Here is a 20,671-nt window from a genome sequence, read left to right on the forward strand (position 1 = left end):
CGCTGCGGCGCGTGCCTCTCCAAGGCTCTACGCCGCGCCGGCTGGGTTGGGAAGCGGGTTGGCCGGCTGCCTCACCCCACCGCGCGCAGGTGCCGGATCGGCCGGCCGGGCGCCATTGCCTGCGCCGCCCGCACGATGCCCTGCGCGTCGATGCCGAAATGGCGGTAGAGGTCGGCAATGGTGCCGGTCTGGCCGAAATGTTCGACGCCCAGCGCCCGGGCGCGGTGGCCATGCACGGAACCGAGCCAGCCCAGCGTCGCCGGGTGGCCGTCCACCGCAGAGATGATCGCGCAGCCCGGCGGCACGGCGTCGAGCAGGGTCTCGACATGGGCGCGGGCGCCGGCATCGCCGGCCTCGCGGGCGCGCTGCGCCTGCGTCCAGCCGCCGTGGAGACGGTCGGCCGAGGTGACGGCGAGCAGGCCGACATCGCGCCGGTCTTCGGCGATCAGCCCCACCGCCTCGATCGCTTCCGGCGCCAGCGCGCCGGAATAGGCGATCACCACCTGCGCGTTCGGCCCCGGCCGGCGCAGCCAGTAGCCGCCCTTGACGATATCGCCGGCCAGCGCCGCGTCCATGCTGCGGCGCGGCTGCTCGATGGTGCGGGTGGACAGGCGTAAATAGACCGAGCCGCCATCCTCCGCCTGCACATGTTCAAAGGCGAAGCGCAGAATGACCGCGAGTTCATCGACAAAGGCCGGCTCGAAACTCGCCAGCCCGTCCTGCGCCATGCCGATCAATGGCGTGGCGATCGACTGGTGCGCCCCGCCCTCCGGCGCCAGCGTCACCCCGGAAGGCGTGGCGGCGATGATGAAGCGGGCATCCTGGTAGCAGGCATAGTTCAGCGCATCGAGACCGCGCTCGATGAAGGGATCGTACAGGGTGCCGATGGGCAGCAGCCGCTCCCCGAACAGCGAATGCGACAGGCCGAGCGCGGAGAGCATGGTGAACAGGTTCATCTCGGCAATGCCGAGTTCCATATGCTGGCCGCTGGGGGCGAATTCCCAATTATATGTCGAGGGAATCCGCTCCTTCTTGAAGGTGTCGGCCAGTTCCTCGCGGGCGAACAGCTTGCGCCGATTCACCCAGGCGCCGAGATTGGTGGAGACGGTGACATCGGGCGAGGTTGTGACGACGCGGCGGGCGAACAAATCGTCGCGCTTGCCTATCTCGTTCAGCAGCAGGCCGAAGCCCTGCTGGGTCGACATGGCGGGTTGCAGCGGCACGTCGAGCGTTGCCGGCACGTCGATCTTTGGCGGCTGGTGGCGGCGCGTGCCCCCGGCGCGGAATGGCACCGCGTCGAGAAAGGCCTGCAGCGTCGCGGGCGGCGTCGCCAGTCCCTCGAACAGGTCCCATTCATGCCCCTCGCGCACCTTGTGGCGCGCGCGCAGCGCTTCCACCTGCGTCGGCGTCATCAGCCCGGCATGGTTGTCCTTGTGGCCGGCCAGCGGCAGGCCGAAGCCCTTGATGGTGTAGGCGATGAAGCAGACCGGCCGGTCATGCGTGCGCGCCGCCTCGAAAGCCTCCACCAGCGAGGGCAGGTCGTGCCCGCCGAGATTGCCCATCAGCGCCGCCAGCTCGTCGTCGCTCCGCCGCTCGATCAGCACGGTGACGTCGCCTTGGTCGCCGATATCGTCCATCAGCCGCTTGCGCCAGGCTTTGCCGCCCTGGAAGGTCAGCGCGGAGTACAGCGGGTTCGGGCAGGTGTCGATCCAGCGCTTGAGTGCCTGCCCGCCCGGCTCTTCGAATGCCGCCTGCTGCAACTGCCCGTATTTCAGGATGACGACATCCCAGCCGAAGCTGCGGAAAATGGATTCGAACCGCTCCCACAGGCCTTCGCGCACCACGGCGTCGAGGCTCTGCCTGTTGTAGTCGACGATCCACCAGGTGTTGCGCAGGCCGTGCTTCCAGCCCTCCAGCAGCGCCTCGAAGATGTTGCCCTCGTCCATTTCGGCATCGCCGACGAGCGCGATCATCTTGCCCTCAACGCCCTGTCCCACCCCCTTGGCGGCGAGATAGTCCTGCACCAGCGAGGCGAACAGCGTCTGCGCCACGCCGAGCCCCACCGAGCCGGTGGAGAAATCGACGTCGTCAATGTCCTTGGTGCGGGAGGGATAGGACTGAGCGCCCTTATAGGCGCGGAAGTTCTCCAGCTTCTCGCGCGTCTGCCTTCCGGAGAGATACTGGATGGCGTGGAAGATCGGGCTCGCATGCGGCTTCACCGCCACTCGGTCCTGCGGCCGCAGCGCCTTGAGATAAAGCGCGGTCATGATGGTAGCCATGGAGGCCGAGGAGGCCTGATGGCCGCCCACCTTCAGCCCGTCCGCATTGGGGCGCACATGATTAGCGTTGTGGATCGTCCACGTCGCCAGCCAGAGGATCTTGCGCTCCAGCTCTTCGAGGATCGCGATGTCGTCGACACTATGTTCGGCGCTGCTGGCCATGGTCGGCACTCCGGGCTCATCCATTGGAAAGCCTAGGCACGTAGCGCAGGTGTTTGGAGCTATTCAGGGTCGCTAGGGCGGCCTATCGTGGCTCAAATCGCCTTTTTAGGCCCGCTGCGTGGTGATTCATGCCAGAAGCTAAAATCGATATCATCGACCGCAAGATCCTCGCTCATCTCCAGCAGGACGCGCATATGACGATGGAAAAGCTGGCGGAGGCGGTGGGGCTGTCGCCCTCGCCCTGCGCCCGGCGGGTACGCAACCTCGAAGCCGCCGGCGTCATCAAGCGCTATGTCGCGGTGGTGGACCAGGACAAGGCTGGCCTGCCGGTCAGCGTCTTCGCCTCGATCAAGCTGGAGCGCCAGCGCGAGGACGAGCTCGACCGTTTCGCCCGCGCCATTGCCCGCTGGCCGGAAATCGTCGAGTGCTATCTGATGACCGGCCAGCGGGATTATCTCTTGCGCATCGTGGTCAAGGACCTGCCGGCCTATGAGGCATTCCTCAAGCGCACCCTCACCCGGCTGGAGGGCGTCGCCTCAATCGAATCGAGCTTCGCGCTGAGCCAAGTAAAGCACGCGCAGGGGTTGCCGGTGGAGTAGAGCAAGGGTATCCAATTGTGGCTGTGCTGAAGCTATTTTTCGCCCGTGCGGAAGTCATGGCGCTAGAGAGTACCACCTGCGGGAGGATCGGATCTCCGGCGCCTCCAGCGCCGCAATATTAGCGTTGCCTCTTTGATTAATCTGCCTCATCTGGCAGCGTTGCCAAGGCAGGGCAGTGTCGGCGGACGGCGATGAGGCGTGGTGATCTGTGAAGTCGAAAATTGATGTCGTCAGGAAAGTACGGTCCATGGGGCTAGGCGGGTTCGTTTCGGCCGCTTTCAGAAGATTGCGGACCTTCGTGGTGCGACCCTTCCGCTTCCTGTCGGGCATCCGCCAACTGAAGGCCGCCCGGTTCACCACGGTCTTCGTGCATGAAGGCGATGTGGCGGTCCGGCTTCCTCAGGCATCAGGTCGTGACGTGCTCACGGCGCGCGGTCGCCAGCTTGTTTCGCGCTGTCATCAGTTTCACGGGCGCCCCGAGGCCGAGGTGCTCCTTCGACGGCTGATCTACACCATGTATCGGGAGGGCCTTCTCGATCCACGCCGGTCCATCATCGACATCGGTAGTTGGCTGGCCGACAACACGTTGGTCTGGGCTACGTTCCTGCGAGGTGACGCGGTCGTGTATGCCATCGATCCCGATCCCGGCAACATTCAGTTCGGCACTTCACTGGCCGTGGCCAATGCCATCGGCAATATCCGCTGGTCCGAGTGCGTCTGTTCGGATGTCCCGGGCGTGAGGCTGTCCTATGAAGGCAGCCTGGCCATGGCGAGTTTCAACGAGAAAGGTGAGGGGCGCGATTTCGCGCTCGTGACCACCACACTGGACGAGATCGTGGGTACTGCGCAGTGGGGGAACATCGGCCTGTTGCATGTCGATGTCGAAGGTTTCGAGTGGAAGGTGCTGGCTGGCGCACGAGATATCATCGCAGCATCCCGGCCGGTCATTCTGTTCGAGCAGCATATTTGTCTGGAAGACATCGCACCTATAATGCAATTGCTACAGCCGCTGGAATATGAAGTCTACATGATCAATGAGATGATGGTCGAGAATAATCTTGACTGCCGGAATTTCATGGCTGTGCCAGCGGGCATGGACCTGTCGGTTCTGATGAAGGTCGAGACCTTCCGGGGCCGCGCGGAAGGCATCTGGTACGCCGTTCCAGGTGATGCTTTGATACCCGTCCGCTAGAGGATTCTTCGCTGCGGAAGATCGACAATGGCGCGGCAGGATGTTCCTTTTCCCGCGCAGCCGGGCGAAAGATCCGGCTTGGGCTCCAGCGAGACACCAATGCCCATCTCGCGCCCATCCGCGTCGGCGCCGGCGGCTGGACCTTCGAGCCCTGGCGCGGCGTGTTCTGCCCTGAAGGCCTGACCCAGAAGCGCGAACTGGAATATGCCGATTTTAAGCTCACCCCATCGAGATTAACGGCACCTATCACGGCTCGCAGAAGCCAGAGAGTTGTGCCAAATGGCGGGCCGAAACGCGGGAAGGCATCGTCTTGACGCTGAAGGGCCCGCACTTCACCACCAATCGCCGGGTGCTGGCCGAGAGCGCCTTGAAGATCAGCGAATACAGGATATTGTCCGCAGGCTCCTTCAGGCATTGGGAACGCCGCTCTCCCTGCACGACGTGATGGTGGTTCCATGGTGGTGGCCCATGGGCAGGCATGGCGATAGACTTTCCAAATAAGGCGACATCGAAAGGATGCTTCCCTATTGAAGGATATAGGCAAATTAATCGTGTGTTAAGTCGATTCATTTGTCAGATTGTAAAATATGGCAGATTGTTTCTGACCGTTTCATTTGTCGGAGGTCTTTATGTCGCGTCCTGCAGATAAAGAAAATAGCGGCTACGTATCGAGGGTATTTCGGCTCGCAAATAAGCTCTATCAAAAGGAGCTTCTCACGCGCGAGTATCGGAGAATCGAGCGCGAGTATGAGAGGCAGGGGCAGGGCTGGAGAATTGACTGGGACTGGTCGGCGATCAACTACAACCGGATCGCGCTCCTTAATGTGCTTGCCGCCCGAAAATTTGATGGCGCCTATCTCGAAATCGGATGTTTCCAAAACAACCTTTTCGATTCGATGCCGATTCCGCTGAAGATCGGGGTGGACCCGGTGCAAGGTGGAACCGTGCGCGCGACATCGGACGAGTTCTTCGCCAGCAACACACGTAAGTTCGATCTGATCTTCATCGACGGTTTGCATACCTACGATCAGGTGCGGCGTGATCTCGTGAATGCACTCAAGGTGATCAATCCGGGCGGGTGGATCGCCCTTCACGACATGCTGCCGCGCAGCGCGATGGAGCAGCACGATGATTTGCTGCCGATCGGTCACCCTTGGGTGGGCCAGGGCTGGAAGGTGGCTTTCGAGCTGCTGCAGACACAGGGCCTCGACTGGAGGATCGTCAAGATCGATTACGGTGTCGGCGTCGTTCGTGTGGAAACACCGGGCACCGCGCTGGCCGATCTGAGTTCAACGCTGAGTGGTTCGACCTTCCCCTATTTCTATGAAAATCACCCGCGCCTTCCCATCGTCACGTGGGAGGAGGCCCTGCCCTGGCTGCGCGAAGCGTAAGCTGGGCTTCATCGCTGCTGGCACGCGGGCGCCAACAGCGATGAAGCCTGATCACCAACGAGGGCGCCTCTTGCGCCGGAAATGGTTGGCGTTGTGGATCGTCCACGTCACCCGCCACAGGATTTTGCGCTCAGCTCCCTCACGATGGCGATGTCGTCGGCACGGTCCGCGTTGAGCGGGAGGCGGTTGTCGGTCGCTATAACGGATCTTCACCCGGTATTTCCGTCGGAAACCAACGCCCCAGGCCGGTGACGCTCCTATCAGCAGCTCCATCCCAGTTTCCTGGACCGTCTCGCTGATAAAAGCCTGCTTGGCGGATGGGTAAAACCGTGCAAGTTCATCATAACGTTCCGTCAATCCGTGATCGCCGACAGCGACAGGCCACCAACGGGAAACGCTGTAATGAAGCAATTCGTGAAAAACCTTCCTATCATCGGGCCGCTCGCGCAAAAAGCCTATATCTGGGCCGCGACAAGAACGCCGCTTTCCCGCCGTCTCATCATGGATCGCACGGCGCTGCACGAGTTCTGGCAGACACGTGCACCAGAGGGAAACGTGCCGGAGGACTATCTCAGGCCTGTCGAACGCAGCCGAGCTCTCCTTGCTCTTATTTCCGATGTTCCAAAGACGGCGAAGATACTCGAAATTGGCTGCAATATCGGGAGAAACCTCGCTTTTCTTCATGATGCCGGCTATCGTGACGTGCGCGGCATTGAGATCAGCCGCCATGCGGTCGGCTTGCTGCGCGAGAATTACCCGCAGCTGAAGCACAGCGATATTCGTATTGGCGCGGCGGAAGATGTTCTACCCACCTTCGGAGATGGCGAATTCGATCTCGTCTTCACCATGGCGGTGCTGGAGCACATTCACCCGCAATCTCAGCTGGTGTTCGACAACATGGCGAGGATAACCAGCCACATCCTCTGCATCGAACCCAAGAGAGGCCACGCGTCCAGTCGCCAATACCCGCACGACCTCAAGGCGCTCTTCAAAGCGCGAGGATTTGAGTGCACGCGTCAAATACCCATGTGGGACGTCCCCGAACTGCAGCGCGAGAGCGGTCTCGAGGGCTACGTCGCCTACCGCTTCGAGCGACGAGGGCGCGGCCGATAGGGCCTTCGTCTCGCGCCGGGGTCGACCCATCGCTCTCCGCGCCGTATGCGACACGGTGCCAACGTCGCTAGGCGCTCATGTGCTGTTGCCTGTCACGGGCAAAGGCGCCTTTATTGAGCAGCGCTCCTCCCCCCAAACCGCGCGCGAGGTCCCATGCCCCATCCCGCACCCATCCGCATCGGCGTCGGTGGCTGGACCTTCGAGCCCTGGCGCGGCGTGTTCTACCCTGAAGGGCTGACCCAGAAGCGCGAGCTGGAGTATGCCGGCTCGAAGCTCACCGCCATCGAGATCAACGGCACCTATTACGGCTCGCAGAAGCCCGAAAGCTTCGCCAGATGGCGGGCCGAGACGCCGGAAGACTTCGTCTTCGCGCTGAAGGGCCCCCGCTTCACCACCAATCGCCGCGTGCTCAGCGACGCGGGTGAGTCCATCGAACGCTTCTTCACCAGCGGCGTCACCGAGCTGAAGGAAAAGCTCGGCCCGGTGAACTGGCAGTTCATGCCCACCAAGAAATTCGATCCGGACGATTTCGAAGGCTTCCTCAAGCTGCTGCCCAAGCGCGTCGACGGTCATGACATCCGCCACGCGGTGGAGGTGCGGCATGAGAGCTTCAAGACGCCGGATTTCGTCGCGCTGGCCCGGGACTATGGCGTCGCCATCGTCCATGCCGGCGACAGCGATTTTCCCGTGATCGCCGATGTCACCGCCCCCTTCGTCTATGCCCGCATCATGGGAACGAGGGAGGACGAGGCGCTGGGCTATTCCCCTGAGACGCTCGACGGCTGGGCCGGCGCGGCGAAGGCGTGGGCGAAGGGCGGGACGCCGCCCGCTCTCCAGCCGGCGCTGCTCACCCCGCCCGCGGACGTCGCGCCGCGCGAGGTGTTCCTGTTCGTCATCTCGGGCTTCAAGCCGCGCAACCCCGCCGCCGCCATGGCGCTCATCGCGCGGGTGTGAGCGCCACTCAAAGCGTCATCCCGGATGGCCGAAGGCCGATCCGGGATCGCGTGCGGGTTGGAGTGCGCTCCCGGCTCTCGCTGCGCTTGGCCGGGATGACGACACTTGGCAGGAGGGGCGCCGCGGCTTACTTGCCCCCCGCCCACACCCAGTCGCGGATTTCCGGCATGTCGAGGCCGTGCGCGCGGATGTAGCGGGCGTGCTCGGTCAGCTTGTCGCGGATCGCCTGCCGCACATGGGTGTTGGTCTTCAGCTGCGGCACCCGATCCAGCACATCGGCGACGAGATGGAAGCGGTCGAGCCGGTTGCGCACCACCATGTCGAACGGCGTGGTGGTGGAGCCTTCCTCGACATAGCCGCGCACATGCATGTTGTCGTGGTTGGTGCGGCGATAGGCGAGGCGGTGGATCAGCCAGGGATAGCCGTGATAGGCGAAGATGACCGGCTTGTCGGTGGTGAACAGCGCGTCGAATTCCGCGTCGGACAGCCCGTGCGGGTGCTCGGATTTCGGCTGCAGTGTCATCAGGTCGACCACGTTGACGACCCGCACCTTCAGCTCGGGGAAATAGCCGCGCAGCAATTCGGCGGCGGCCAGCGTCTCCAGCGTCGGCACGTCGCCGGCGCAGGCCAGCACCACGTCGGGGTCGCTACCGGCGTCGGTCGAGGCCCATTCCCACATGCCGATGCCCGTGGCGCAGTGCTTGATCGCGCTGTCCATGTCGAGCCATTGCGGCGCGGGCTGCTTGCCGGCGACGATCACGTTCACCCGGTTCCATGAGCGCAGGCAGTGGTCGGTGACATAGAGCAGCGTGTTGGCATCCGGCGGCAGGTAGACGCGCACGATCTCCGCCTTCTTGTTCACCACATGGTCGATGAAGCCGGGGTCCTGGTGGCTGAAGCCATTATGGTCCTGCCGCCAGACATGCGAGGTGAGCAGATAGTTCAGCGAGGCGATCGGGCGGCGCCATTCCACCTCCTTCGACGATTTCAGCCATTTGGCGTGCTGGTTGAACATCGAATCGATGATGTGGATGAACGCCTCGTAGCAGGAGAACAGCCCGTGGCGGCCGGTGAGGAGATAGCCCTCCAGCCAGCCCTGGCACATATGCTCGGACAGCATCTCCATCACCCGCCCATCGCGGGCGAGGTGGTCGTCATAGGAGAGCGTTTCCGCCTCCCAGGCGCGGTTGGTCACCTCGAACAGCGCCTGCAGCCGGTTTGAGGCGGTCTCGTCGGGGCCGAAGACGCGGAAATTCTTCGAGGCCTCGTTTTCCTTCATCACATCGCGCAGGAAGCAACCCATCACATAGGTCGATTCCAGCTCGCGATCGCCGGGCCGGGCGACTTCCACCGCGTAGTTGGTGAAATCAGGCAGCCGCAGCGGGCGGCGCAGCGCCCCGCCATTGGCGTGCGGGTTGGCGCTCATGCGCTTCACCCCTTCCGGGGCGAGCGAGGCGATCTCGGGCTTGAGGCGTCCCGCCTCGTCGAACAGTTCTTCCGGCCGGTAGCTCTTAATCCAGTCTTCGAGCAGCACGAGGTGCTCGGGCTTCGACATGTCGGAGAACGGCACCTGGTGAGAGCGCCAGAAGCCTTCCGCCTTCTTGCCGTCGACTGTCTTCGGGCCGGTCCAGCCCTTGGGGGAGCGCAGCACGATCATCGGCCAGCGCGGACGGTCGGTGGCGCCGCGGGTGCGCGCCGCCTCCTGGATCGCCCGGATCTTGCCGAAGGCCTCGTCGAACGCGGCCGCCATCGCCTGGTGCATCGGCTCGGGGTCTTCGCCCTCGACGAAGATCGGGTCGTAGCCATAGCCCTGCATCAGCGCCGCCAGTTCCTCATGCGGGATGCGGGCGAGAATGGTGGGGTTGGCGATCTTGTAGCCGTTGAGGTGCAGGATCGGCAGCACCGCGCCGTCGCTGGCGGGGTTGAGGAATTTGTTGCCGTGCCAGGAGGTGGCGAGCGGGCCGGTCTCCGCTTCGCCGTCGCCGACCACGCAGGCGACGATCAGTTCCGGGTTGTCCAGCACCGCGCCATAGGCGTGGCTGAGCGAATAGCCGAGCTCGCCGCCCTCATGGATCGAGCCGGGGGTCTCCGGCGCGGCATGGCTGGGAATGCCGCCGGGAAAGGAGAACTGGCGAAAAAGCCGGCACAGGCCGCCCTCGTCGCGCGAGATGTCCGGGTACAGCTCGCTATAGGTGCCCTCAAGATAGGTCGAGGCCACCACGCCGGGCGCGCCATGGCCGGGGCCGGCCATGAACAGCACGTCGGCGCCGGTGTCGCGAATGACGCGGTTGAGGTGGACATAGAGGAAGTTCAGCCCCGGCGTCGTGCCCCAATGGCCGAGCAGGCGCGGCTTCACATGCTCGAGGGTCAGCTTCTCGCGCAGCAGCGGGTTGGCAAGCAGATAGATCTGCCCGACCGAGAGGTAGTTTGCCGCGCGCCACCAGGCGTTCATGCGATCGACAAGAGCAGGGCTGAGCGTGTCCGTCGCCGGTTGGGTCGCCATTGCGATGTCCTTTCCAGAACCGTTGCTGAGAGATGAGATAGGGCGCGGGGCGGTTTAGGGCACCAGCACCGCCGCGCCCTGGAAGCGCCCGGCCCGCAGGTCGGCCAGCGCCGCATTGGCGTCTTCGAGGGGATAGGTCGTGGTGGTGGCGTTGATGCCCGCGCGCGGGGCGAGGGCGAGGAATTCCCGCGCATCCTCGCGGGTGAGGTTGGCCACCGACATGAGCTGCCGCTCCTCCCACAGGAGGGAATAGGGAAATTGCGGGATGTCGCTCATATGGATGCCGCCGCACACCACGCGGCCGCCCTTGCGCACCGCGCGCAGGGCCAGAGGCACCAGCGCGCCGACCGGGGCGAAGATCAGGGCGGCGTCGAGCGGCTCGGGCGGCGCCTCGCCGGACCCGCCCGCCCAGCGCGCGCCGAGCGAGAGGGCCAGTTGCTGGGCGCCGGTGTCGCCGGCGCGGGTGAAGGCGTAGACCTCGCGCCCCTGCCAGCGGCAGAGCTGGGCGATGAGATGGGCGGCGGCGCCGAAGCCGTAAAGGCCAATCCGCTGCGCCTCGCCCGCCATCTTCAAGGTGCGCCAGCCGATGAGACCGGCGCACATCAGCGGCGCGGCCGCCACCGGGTCGTCAAAGCCGTCGAGCGGGAAGCAGAAGGCGGCGTCGGCGACCACATGGCTGGCGAAGCCGCCATCGCGGCTGTAGCCGGTGAAGGCGGGGTCGTCGCACAAATTCTCGCGCTGGCTCGCGCAATAGGGACAGTGGCCGCAGGTGTGGCCGAGCCACGGCACGCCGACGCGGGCGCCGACAGGCGGGGCGTCGACGCCCGGCCCGTGCGCCTCGACACGGCCGACGATCTCATGGCCGGGGATGATCGGCAGCGGGCCGGGCGGCAATTCGCCGTCGACGACGTGCAGATCGGTGCGGCAGACGGCGCAGGCCTCCACCCGCACCCTGATCTCGCCGGGCCCCGGCACGGGCAGGGGGCGCTCTTCAAGACGCAAAGCCTCCCCATAGGCGCGCAGGACCATGGCCTTCATCGACGAACCTCGCGGGTGATGGAGGCGGCATCCAACAGGCTCATGGCCGTCCCTTCGTTGATCGCGGTCAAGACGTGGGTGCAAATGAGGTCTACTCATGCACATCTGTTCACGGAAAGCTTGGCGGATGGGGCGCGCGCCAGGCTCCCAGTGGTCGAGTGCAATCCTACGGAGGCACGATGGCAGGTCAGCGACGGTCCCATGCATTCTTTCTCGCTCTCGCCCTCTCAGTCGGTCTGGCACTCCCGGCCGGCGCGCAGGAGAACGCGGCCGGCAACCCGCCCGCCGGTCTCACCGCGCGGCTGCAGGCGCTGATCGGCAAGCTCACCGGCAGCGGCCTGCCGGCCGGCATCGTTTCCACCAATGGGCGGATCGAGGCCGAGCAGGTGCTGGTCGCCGCCAAGCTCGCCGGCCGGGTGCTGGCGGTGCTGGCCGAGGAGGGCCAGACGGTGGAAACCGGGCAGGTGGTCGCCCGCATGGACACGTCCGAGCTGGAAGCCCAGCTCGCCGGGGCGCAGGCGCAGGTGCGCCGGGCGGAGAAGGCGGTGGCCGAGGCGCAGGCCGCCATCGCCCAGCGCGAGAGCGAGCGCACGCTGGCCGAGCAGGAACATGAACGCGCCGCCAAGCTGAAGGAGAGCGGCTTCGGCACCATCCAGTCGCTTGATCTGCGCCAGAGCCAGCTCAATGTCGCCCAGGCCGCGCTCAAGGCCGCGCAGGCCGGGCTCGACGAGGCGGAGGCCTCCACCGATGCGGCGCGGGCTGATGTGGCGCGGGTACAATCGCTGATCGACGATTCCACGCTGCGTGCGCCCCGGCGCGGGCGGGTCGAATATAAGCTGGTGCAGGCCGGCGAGGTGGTGGCGGCCGGCGCGCCGATCCTCACCCTGCTGGACCTTTCCGACGTCTACATGACCGTGTTCGTGCCGGCGCGCGTCGCCGGCCGCCTCGCCATGGGCGACGAGGCGCGTATCATCCTCGATCCGGCGCCCGATTACGTGGTGCCGGCCAAAGTCAGCTTCGTCGCCACCGGCGCGCAGTTCACGCCGAAATCGGTGGAGACGGCGGACGAGCGCGAGAAGCTGATGTTCCGCGTCAAGCTGCGCATCGCCCCGGAACTGCTGCGCCAATATGAGGACCGGGTGAAGGCCGGCGTGCGCGGCCTCGCCTATGTCCGCACCGATACGGCCACGCCCTGGCCGGACATGCTCGGCGTCAAGCTGCCGCAATGAGCGGGGCGCCGATGCAACCCGTCCTCGCGCTGTCCGGCGTCACCCACCGCTATGGCAAGACGCTGGCGCTGGATGGCGTCGATCTCGCCGTGCCCGCCGGCTGCATGGCGGGGCTGATCGGGCCGGACGGGGTGGGCAAGTCGACCCTGCTCGCGCTCGCCGCCGGCGTCACTCGGCTGCAGTCCGGCACGGTGCAGGCGCTGGGCGGCGACATGGCGGACCGGCAGTGGCGCCGGCAGGCCGGCGGGCGCATCGCCTATATGCCGCAGGGGTTGGGGCGCAATCTCTACCCGACGCTATCCATCGCGGAAAATCTCGATTTCTTCGGCCGGCTGTTCGGGCAGGGGGCGGCGGAACGGGCCGAGCGCATCGATGAACTCCTGGCGGCGACGGGGCTGCTGCCCTTCGCCGCCCGCCCGGCGGGAAAACTCTCCGGCGGCATGAAGCAGAAGCTCGGCATCTGCGCCGCGCTGATCCACGACCCCGATCTCGTCATTCTCGACGAGCCGACCACCGGCATCGACCCGCTTTCGCGCCGGCAGTTCTGGGAGCTGATGGCGCGGCTGCGCGAGCGCCGCCCCTCGATGAGCGTCATTGTCGCCACCGCCTATATGGAGGAGGCCGAGCGCTTCGACTGGCTGGCGGCGATGAATGCCGGAAAAGTCCTTGCCACCGGCACCCCGGCCGAGATCCGCGCGCAGGCGGGCGAAGCGACGCTGGAGCGCGCCTTCGTCGCCCTGTTGCCCGAGGCCGAGCGCGGGCGGGCGGAGCCGCTGCCGGAGCTTCCCCGCGTCACTCATGACGGCGCCCCAGCGATCGAGGCGACCGGCCTCACCCGCCGCTTCGGCGATTTCGTCGCCGTCGACCATGTGAATTTCCGCATCGAGCGCGGCGAGATCTTCGGCTTTCTCGGCTCCAACGGCTCGGGCAAGTCGACGACGATGAAGATGCTCACCGGGCTCTTGCCGGCGAGCGAGGGCGAGGCGAAGCTGTTCGGGGCGAAGCTCGACGGCGACGACATGGCCACCCGCAAGCGCGTCGGCTACATGTCGCAGGCCTTCTCGCTCTATGCCGAACTCACCGTGCGGCAGAACCTTGTCCTGCACGCGCAGCTTTTCGAGATACCCGACGTCGCCGCGCGCGTTGCCGAAATGGAGGCCCGCTTCGATCTCGCCGGGGTCGCCGAGATGCGGCCCGAGGCGCTGCCGCTCGGCATCCGCCAGCGGCTCCAGCTGGCGGTGGCGGTGATCCACAAGCCGGAAATCCTCATCCTCGACGAGCCGACCTCCGGCGTCGACCCGGTGGCGCGCGACGGCTTCTGGCGCACGCTGATCGAACTGTCGCGCCAGGACGGGGTGACGATCTTCCTCTCCACCCATTTCATGAACGAGGCCGAGCGCTGCGACCGCATCTCGCTGATGCATGCCGGCAAGGTGCTGGCCATCGGCACGCCGGAGGCGCTGAAGCGCGAGCGCGGCATGGACACGTTGGAAGAGGTGTTCATCGCCGTGCTGGAGGAGGCCGGCATGGGCCGGGAGGAGGGGCGCGCCGAGCTGAAAGAGCGCCCCACCGCCCTCGCGCCGGTCAGGCGCTTCGATGCCGGCCGGCTCTGGGCCTATACTAGGCGCGAGGCGCTGGAGATCGTGCGCGACCCCGCCCGCCTCGCCTTCGCGCTCATCGGGCCGATGCTGCTGCTCTTCACCTTCGGCTATGGCATTTCCTTCGATGTCGAGAACCTGCCCTATGCCGCGTTCGACCAGGACCGCAGCGCCCAGAGCCGGCAGGTGCTGGAGAGCTTCGAGGGCTCGCGCTATTTCGAGACCCACGCGCCGATCGCCTCCATCGAGGAGCTGGACACAAGGCTGAAGAGCGGCGAGCTCAAGCTCGCCATCGAGATCCCGCCCGGTTTCGGCCGCGACCTCTTGCGCGACCGCCAGCCGGAAATCGGCGTCTGGCTCGACGGCTCGATGCCGTTCCGCGCCGAGACCACGCGCGGCTATGTGCAGGGCATCGCCCAGAGTTACCTTGCGGATGCGCAGGAGCGGACCACCGGCACGGCGAGCCCTTCGGCCCCTTTCACCCTTGAGCCGCGCTACCGCTTCAATCAGGCGTTCAAGAGCGTGAACGCCATGGTGCCGAACGTCATCATGCTGATGCTGGTGCTGATTCCCGCCATCATGTCGGCGCTCGGCGTGGTGAAGGAGAAGGAGACCGGCTCGATCACCAATTTCCAGTCGACGCCTGTCACAAAGCTGGAATTCCTCGTCGGCAAGCAATTGCCCTATGTCGCCATCGCCTTTGTCAGCTTCCTCACCATGGTGGTCGCGGCGCGGCTGGTGTTTGAGGTGCCGGTGAAGGGCTCCTTCGCCACGCTGGCCTTCGGCTCGCTGGTCTATGTGTTCGCCACCACCGCCTTCGGGCTGCTGGTGTCGAGCTTCGTGAAGAGCCAGGTGGCGGCGATCTTCGCCACCGCCATCATCGCCATCATCCCGGCGGTGAATTTTTCCGGCCTGCTCACCCCGGTGTCCTCGCTTTCCGGCGGGGCGCGGCTGATGGGGCTGGCCTTCCCCTCGGCCTGGTACCAGCAGGTGAGCGTCGGCGCCTTCACCAAGGGGCTGGGCCTTGCCTCGCTCTGGCCTGATATCGCCATGGTGTTCGCGCTGGCGCTGGTGTTCATCGCCGGCGCCATGCTGGCGCTGCGCAAGCAGGGGGCCTGAGCATGCTGGACGGATTGCTCGCCCGCCTGGCCCGCATCTGGCGCCTCGGCATCAAGGAACTCTACAGCCTGAAGGCCGACCCCGTGCTGGCGGGGCTGATCCTCTACACCTTCACCGTCGCGGTCTACACCGTGTCCGTGGGTGCCAAGTTCGAGGTCGAGAACGCGGCGGTGGCGGTGGTGGACGAGGACCAGAGCGCGCTGTCGCGCCGGCTGGGCGACGCGCTGCTGCAACCCTTCTTCAAGGCCCCGGTGCCGATCAGCGCGCGCGAGATCGATGCGGCGATGGATGCGGGGCGCTATGTCTTCGTGCTCAGCATCCCGCCGAAATTCGAGCACGACCTGATCGCCGGCCGCCAGCCCACTCTCCAGCTCGACATCGACGCGACAGCCATGTCGCAGGCCGGCAATGGCGCCGCCTATATCCAGAACATCCTCGTGCAGGAAGTGGCGGCGGCGATGGGCGGAAGCGCCACCTCGCCGGTCAACGTCGTCATCCGCCCGAAATTCAACGCCAACCTCACCTCGGCCTGGTTCACCGCGGTCATGCAGGTGATCAACAATGTCACCATGCTCGCCGTCATCCTCTCCGGCGCGGCGCTGATCCGCGAGCGCGAGCACGGCACGATCGAGCATCTGCTTGTTATGCCGGTGACGCCGATCGAGATCATGCTGGCGAAAATCTGGGCCAATGGGCTGGTCATCGTGGTAGCGGCGACGCTGTCGCTGCTGATCGTGGTCGAGTGGCTGCTCGGCGTGCCGGTGCAGGGCTCGGTGACGCTGTTCGTCGCCTCCATGCTGGTCTACCAGTTCTCGGTGACGGCGCTCGGCATCCTGGTGGCCACGGTGTCGACCTCGATGGCGCAGTTCGGCCTCATCGTCATGCCGGCGCTCATCGTCATGAACCTGCTCTCGGGCTCCACCACGCCGATGGAGAGCATGCCGGTCTGGCTGCAGAACGTGATGCAGCTTTCCCCTTCCACCCATTTTGTCGCCCTCGCCCAGGCGGTGCTCTATCGCGGCGCCGGGCTGTCGGTGATCTGGCCGGACCTGCTGGCGCTCGCCGCCATCGGCGCCGCCTTCTTCGCGCTGGCTGCGCTGCGCTTCCGCAAGGCGCTGCAAAGCGCGGGGTAGGGGGCCTAGAGCACGTCCGCTGAAAGCCGGATCACCTGATGTGCTCTAGGTTTTTGTTTTTACACATTTTCTTCACGCGAACCGGAACCCACTTCGCTCGAAAATGCTCTAGGGCATCTTTGAGGGCAGGTTGATCGCCTCGCCATCAAGGACGAAATGGCCAAAGCCGCGATGGTGCAGCGTCCTCGGCGCCTTCTGCGCGGGGTCGGTCCACGCCTTCACCACTTCCAGCACGAGGACATTATAGCGCTCCCGCAGCGTCGTATCGACCACGCGGCATTCGAGATTGGCGAAGCACTCCTTCACCAGCGGCGCGGCGACCTCAGCGGCCGGCAGCGGGGTGAGGCCGGTGCGGGCGAATTTGTCGCCGTCGCGGCCCGAGCAATTGCCGACCGCCACGACCTTTTCCGCCAGCTCCACGGTGGGAATGGCGATGACGCATTCCCCGCTCGCCTTCAGCGCCCGGAAGCTGAAATCGTTCTCGCTGACCACGCAGGCGATGAGCGGCGGGGTGAACTCCACCATCATGTGCCAGGACATGGTCATCACATTCGCCCGTCCCTGCCATGACGTGGTGAGCAGCACGACGGGGCCGGGCTCGATGAGCCGGTAGACCTGATCGAGGGCAAGCGTCTGCATGGCCGGGTGCTCCGAGGGCAGCTGTTCGCAGGATAACGCGCCGGCCCGGGGCCGCAGTCCGCAATCCCCCTCTTGTGCGCCGCAGCGATTGGAATTTTAATGGCGCATCGCGGCGACAAGGACGTTGCCCGCGATGCGGCAGGGATTGCCGGCAGCCCCTTTTGCGGGCCGTCGATTCCTGCGTGGGGAGACGGCCGCACCCTTCTCGCGGAGTCCCCCATGCCGAGCGCCCTTTCCCCCAGCGCCTTCACCGCCCGCGCCCCCGACCTTGCCGCCTATCGCCTCGCGGCCGAGCCCTATTACCGGCCGGTGGGCGACGAGATCGCCGTGTTCGAGGCGGCGTGGCGCCACCGCCTGCCGGTGATGCTGAAGGGCCCGACCGGCTGCGGCAAGACCCGCTTTGTCGAGCACATGGCGTGGCGGCTGGGGCGCCCGCTGATTACGGTGGCGGCGCATGAGGACATGACCGCCGCCGATCTCGCCGGCCGCTTCCTGCTCACCCCGGAAGGCACGGTGTGGCAGGATGGCCCGCTGACCCAGGCGGTGCGCCATGGCGCGCTCTGCTATCTCGACGAGATCGTCGAGGCCCGGCAGGACACCACCGTCGTCATCCATCCGCTCACCGATGCGCGGCGCCTGCTGCCGCTGGAAAAGCGCAACGAGCAGGTCGCCGCCCATGCCGATTTCCAGCTCGTCATCTCCTACAACCCCGGCTACCAGAGCGCGGTGAAGGACCTGAAGGAATCCACCAAGCAGCGCTTCATCGCCATCGCCTTCGACTATCCCGCCCCGGAACTGGAGGCCGAGATCGTGATGCGCGAGGCGGGGGCCGATGCCGCGCTCGCCAGCATCCTGGTCGCCATTGCCACGTGCTCGCGAAACCTGCGCGGGCAGGGGCTGGATGAGGGCGCTTCCACCCGCATGCTCATCCATGCCGGCCGGCTGGCGGCGGGCGGCGTCTCGCTGGCGGCGGCGGTGCAGGCGGCCATCGTGCTGCCGATCACCGACGATGCCGAAATGCGCCGGGCTCTTGGTGCGGCCATTGCCGCCTGCCTGCCATGACGGCGCTCATCCACCGCGCGGCGCCGGTTCGAGACGCCCCCGCCCTCGCCCGCCTCGCCGGGTTGATGGCGGCGCGCGAGACCCTTGCCGCCGGCTTCGCGCAGACGCGGCAGCAGCTGGCGCGGCGCCATGGCGCGGCTTCACTTGAGCCTTGGGCGCAGGGCGCGCTGGCGCTGGTCGAGGTGAATGCCGGCCCTGGCGCGCTGCTCGCCTTCTGGCGCGCCAGCGTGGAGCTCTCCGCCCAGCTCTCCCCGGCGGCGCTCGGCGAGACGGGGCTGGCCGCCGCCACGCTGTGCCGCGAGGCCGGCGGGCGGGCCACCCGTGCCGCGCTCGACGGCTTTGTCGCGATCGCCCCGCGCCTTGCCGGGGAGGGCGAGCGCGCCCTGTGGTGGCGGGCGCTGCTCGCCCTGGCGCAGGCCGCGCCGGATTGCGTGGAGCTAGTGGCGGCGCGGGCGCACCGTCTGGTGCTGCCGGGCCATGTGGCTGATTTCGAGGGCTTTGTCGCCGCCGGGCTGAAGGCGGCGGGGCGCGACGGGGCCCGCCGGCGCGCCTTTTTTGCGCTGGAGGACAAACTGGCGCTGGCCCTTCTGGCGCGCATCGGCGCCGGGCCGGGCTTTGCCGAGCTGGAGCCCGAGCTGCGCCGGGTGCTCGCCGCCCTGTGGGGCACGGCGCCGCAACTCCAGCCGCTGCCGCCCGCCGACCCGGAGACGCCCCGCCGCGTCAACATCGCCGGCCCGGTGCTTCGCCTGCCGGAGGTCTTTCCCGGCGTGGAAGGGGAAGCGGCGCGCCGGCTCTATCTCGCCGCCGCGCTGCATGCGGGGGCGCATCTCCACTTTGGCAATCCGCGCTTTCCGGTGCGCAAATTCCGGCCGGTACAGATCGCGCTGGCCGGGCTGATCGAGGATGCGCGCATCGAGGCGCTGGCGATGGGGCGCTATCCCGGCCTGCGCCGGCTGTGGGCGCCGTATCATGTCGCGACGCCCGAGGACGGGCCGACACTCGCCGCGTTGCAGGCCCGGCTGGCGCGCGGGATGTTCGATCCCGGCTACAGCGACCCGGACGCGCTGGTCGGCAAGGCGCAGGCACTGTTCGCTGCGGCAAGCGGGCGCCTCAACGATCCCGCGGTCAGCCTCGATATCGGCACCCGGCTGGCCAACGATATCGGCCAGCGGCGCCTGCGCTTCCACGCGCGCGGCCATGTGGTGGAGCCGGCCTATCGCGATGACGGGCTCGGCCTGTGGGACTTTTCCGACATCGACCCGGAGGTGTCGGACGAGGTGCAGTTGATGGTCGAGGCCGCCCGCTTGGATCGCCGCGAGGGCGCGGACGGCCCGCCCGACGCGGAGCCTTCCCACGCGCCGGCCGGCCGCGCCCGCCCGACGCCTGCCGGTGAGACCGGCGCCGTCATCGCCACCTATCCCGAATGGGACGCGCTGGCCGGCATCGAGCGGGCGGACTGGACCAGCGTGCGTGCGATGCTCCCCGCACCGGGCGACACGCGCCCGCTTCTTCGCGCGCTGGAGGCGGCCGCACCCGCCCGCCAGCGCATCGCCCGGCTGGTGAAAGCCTCAAAAGTCGGCCGTGCCGCCCGGCTGAAGCGGCAATGGGAAGGGCACGACCTCGACCTCGACGCCGTCATCGACGCCGCCATCGCCCGGCGCGCCGGCGAGATGCCGGATATGCGGGTGTTCCGCGCCACCGCGCTGTTGCAGCGCGACCTTGCCGTGCTGGTGCTGGTCGACATGTCGCAGTCGACGCGGGAAAGGCTGGCCGACGGGGCGAGCGTGCTCGATGTGGAAAAGTGCGCCGTGGCGATGCTGGCCGAGGCCTTGGCGGCGCTGGGCGATGCTTTCGCCCTGTTCGCCTTCGCCTCCAATGGCCGCGACGATGTCAGGCTGTGCGAGGTGAAGGGTTTTGCCGCGCCCTATGATGCGGCGGCGCTGGCCCGGCTCGCCGGGCTCACCCCCGGCCTGTCGACCCGGCTCGGGGCGGGGCTGCGCCATGCCGGGGCGGAGATCGCGAGCGTGCGCGCCTTCCGCAAGCTCATCCTCGTGCTCACCGATGGCGAGCCCTCCGACATCGACACGCCGGCACAGGACCTCGTGCAGGATGCCCGTCGCGTGGTGCTGCAACTGCGGGCGCAGGGCATCGACACCTTCGGCGTCACCCTCGATCCTGCCGGGGTCGGCTGCGGGCCGGCCATTTTCGGCAAGGCCAATGCCATGCCGGTGCGCCGGATCGAGGATCTGCCGGAGCGGCTGTCGGAGCTGTATTTCCGGCTTGCGCGGCGGTGAAGGGTGAGGCCGTCACACGCCGTCATGCCCGGCCTTAGGCCGGGCATCCACGGCTTGCCTGCGCATGCCGGGCCGAAGAGGTGGATGGCCGGGACACGCCCGGCCGTGACGTCATTTTCCCCGCGTCGTCCTCCCGGACGCCCGGAGGGTGATCCGGGAGGACGTTCTGGGCAACGCTGGCCGAGGGCTGACCAGTGAGTGCAGTGAGGTGGACGATCCGGCCGATGCGGCCAAAGCGTCCAGCCTCCCCGCTTGCCCCTCCCGCACCCTTCTTCCCCACGTCCTTGCTGATCGCGAAAGCCGGGCAACTTTCGCGGCAAAGGCGTCAGTGGTTGAGGTTCTTCACAATGTCCTCGACCATCTTCT

At 66.6% G+C, this 20,671-nt stretch carries 14 protein-coding genes and 1 pseudogene; 11 read left to right on the top strand and 4 right to left on the bottom strand.

Going from position 1 to position 20,671, the window contains the following annotated elements:
* Positions 1–71 precede the first annotated feature (71 nt).
* Positions 72–2,441 (bottom strand): thiamine pyrophosphate-binding protein, encoded by a 2,370-nt coding sequence (locus J2S76_RS17215; RefSeq protein WP_307062323.1) that lies wholly within the window; start codon positions 2,439–2,441, stop codon positions 72–74.
* Positions 2,442–2,569: 128 nt separating this feature from the next.
* Here J2S76_RS17215 and J2S76_RS17220 point away from each other — a divergent pair, with 128 nt between their 5' ends.
* The 6 genes and pseudogenes from J2S76_RS17220 (at position 2,570) to J2S76_RS17245 (ending at position 7,690) form a co-directional block, all read left to right on the top strand.
* On the top strand, positions 2,570–3,040 hold the full coding sequence (locus J2S76_RS17220) for an Lrp/AsnC family transcriptional regulator (protein ID WP_307062325.1): 471 nt from the start codon (positions 2,570–2,572) through the stop codon (positions 3,038–3,040).
* 247 nt (positions 3,041–3,287) lie between these two features.
* Positions 3,288–4,232, top strand: coding sequence for an FkbM family methyltransferase (locus tag J2S76_RS17225; RefSeq protein ID WP_307062328.1), 945 nt, complete (start codon positions 3,288–3,290; stop codon positions 4,230–4,232).
* 71 nt (positions 4,233–4,303) lie between these two features.
* A pseudogene (locus tag J2S76_RS17230) lies at positions 4,304–4,617 on the top strand (DUF72 domain-containing protein); the annotation flags it as partial.
* A 244-nt stretch (positions 4,618–4,861) separates the two neighbouring features.
* A complete protein-coding gene (locus J2S76_RS17235; RefSeq protein ID WP_307062330.1) occupies positions 4,862–5,623 on the top strand; it encodes a class I SAM-dependent methyltransferase in 762 nt (253 codons plus the stop codon).
* A gap of 402 nt (positions 5,624–6,025) precedes the next feature.
* Positions 6,026–6,736, top strand: a complete 711-nt coding sequence (locus J2S76_RS17240) for a class I SAM-dependent methyltransferase (protein WP_307062332.1) — start codon at positions 6,026–6,028, stop codon at positions 6,734–6,736.
* Positions 6,737–6,889: 153 nt separating this feature from the next.
* Positions 6,890–7,690, top strand: a complete 801-nt coding sequence (locus J2S76_RS17245; RefSeq protein WP_307062334.1) for a DUF72 domain-containing protein — start codon at positions 6,890–6,892, stop codon at positions 7,688–7,690.
* Between the two features lie 127 nt (positions 7,691–7,817).
* On the opposite strand, the gene J2S76_RS17250 is transcribed toward J2S76_RS17245, so the two are convergent.
* Positions 7,818–10,193 (bottom strand): phosphoketolase family protein, encoded by a 2,376-nt coding sequence (locus J2S76_RS17250; protein ID WP_307062335.1) that lies wholly within the window; start codon positions 10,191–10,193, stop codon positions 7,818–7,820.
* 54 nt (positions 10,194–10,247) lie between these two features.
* The gene (locus J2S76_RS17255) at positions 10,248–11,231 is read right to left on the bottom strand and encodes a zinc-dependent alcohol dehydrogenase family protein (protein WP_307062336.1); all 984 of its coding nucleotides are present in this window, start codon (positions 11,229–11,231) and stop codon (positions 10,248–10,250) included.
* 179 nt (positions 11,232–11,410) lie between these two features.
* Between J2S76_RS17255 and J2S76_RS17260 the strand changes: the two genes are divergently transcribed.
* Genes J2S76_RS17260 through J2S76_RS17270 form a run of 3 tightly spaced genes read left to right on the top strand, consistent with a single transcriptional unit; the run spans position 11,411 to position 16,310 of the window.
* Positions 11,411–12,460 carry an HlyD family secretion protein gene (locus J2S76_RS17260; RefSeq protein WP_307062337.1) on the top strand — a complete coding sequence of 350 codons (1,050 nt, stop codon included), beginning with the start codon at positions 11,411–11,413 and terminating at the stop codon, positions 12,458–12,460.
* Complete coding sequence (rbbA, locus tag J2S76_RS17265; RefSeq protein ID WP_307062338.1) at positions 12,457–15,177, top strand: ribosome-associated ATPase/putative transporter RbbA; 2,721 nt, start codon at positions 12,457–12,459, stop codon at positions 15,175–15,177. The genes J2S76_RS17260 and rbbA overlap by 4 nt, the downstream gene beginning before the upstream one ends.
* A gap of 2 nt (positions 15,178–15,179) precedes the next feature.
* Complete coding sequence (locus J2S76_RS17270) at positions 15,180–16,310, top strand: ABC transporter permease (protein WP_307062340.1); 1,131 nt, start codon at positions 15,180–15,182, stop codon at positions 16,308–16,310.
* Between the two features lie 108 nt (positions 16,311–16,418).
* Here J2S76_RS17270 and J2S76_RS17275 read toward each other — a convergent pair whose 3' ends face one another.
* The gene (locus tag J2S76_RS17275; protein ID WP_307062342.1) at positions 16,419–16,949 is read right to left on the bottom strand and encodes a flavin reductase family protein; all 531 of its coding nucleotides are present in this window, start codon (positions 16,947–16,949) and stop codon (positions 16,419–16,421) included.
* Between the two features lie 219 nt (positions 16,950–17,168).
* Here J2S76_RS17275 and J2S76_RS17280 point away from each other — a divergent pair, with 219 nt between their 5' ends.
* The gene (locus tag J2S76_RS17280) at positions 17,169–18,011 is read left to right on the top strand and encodes a CbbQ/NirQ/NorQ/GpvN family protein (RefSeq protein ID WP_307062344.1); all 843 of its coding nucleotides are present in this window, start codon (positions 17,169–17,171) and stop codon (positions 18,009–18,011) included.
* Positions 18,008–20,305 (top strand): nitric oxide reductase activation protein NorD, encoded by a 2,298-nt coding sequence (locus J2S76_RS17285; RefSeq protein WP_307062346.1) that lies wholly within the window; start codon positions 18,008–18,010, stop codon positions 20,303–20,305. The genes J2S76_RS17280 and J2S76_RS17285 overlap by 4 nt, the downstream gene beginning before the upstream one ends.
* Positions 20,306–20,671 lie beyond the last annotated feature (366 nt).

It is taken from the genome of Ancylobacter vacuolatus, from assembly GCF_030813595.1.
In the GTDB taxonomy this organism is placed as follows: domain Bacteria; phylum Pseudomonadota; class Alphaproteobacteria; order Rhizobiales; family Xanthobacteraceae; genus Ancylobacter; species Ancylobacter vacuolatus.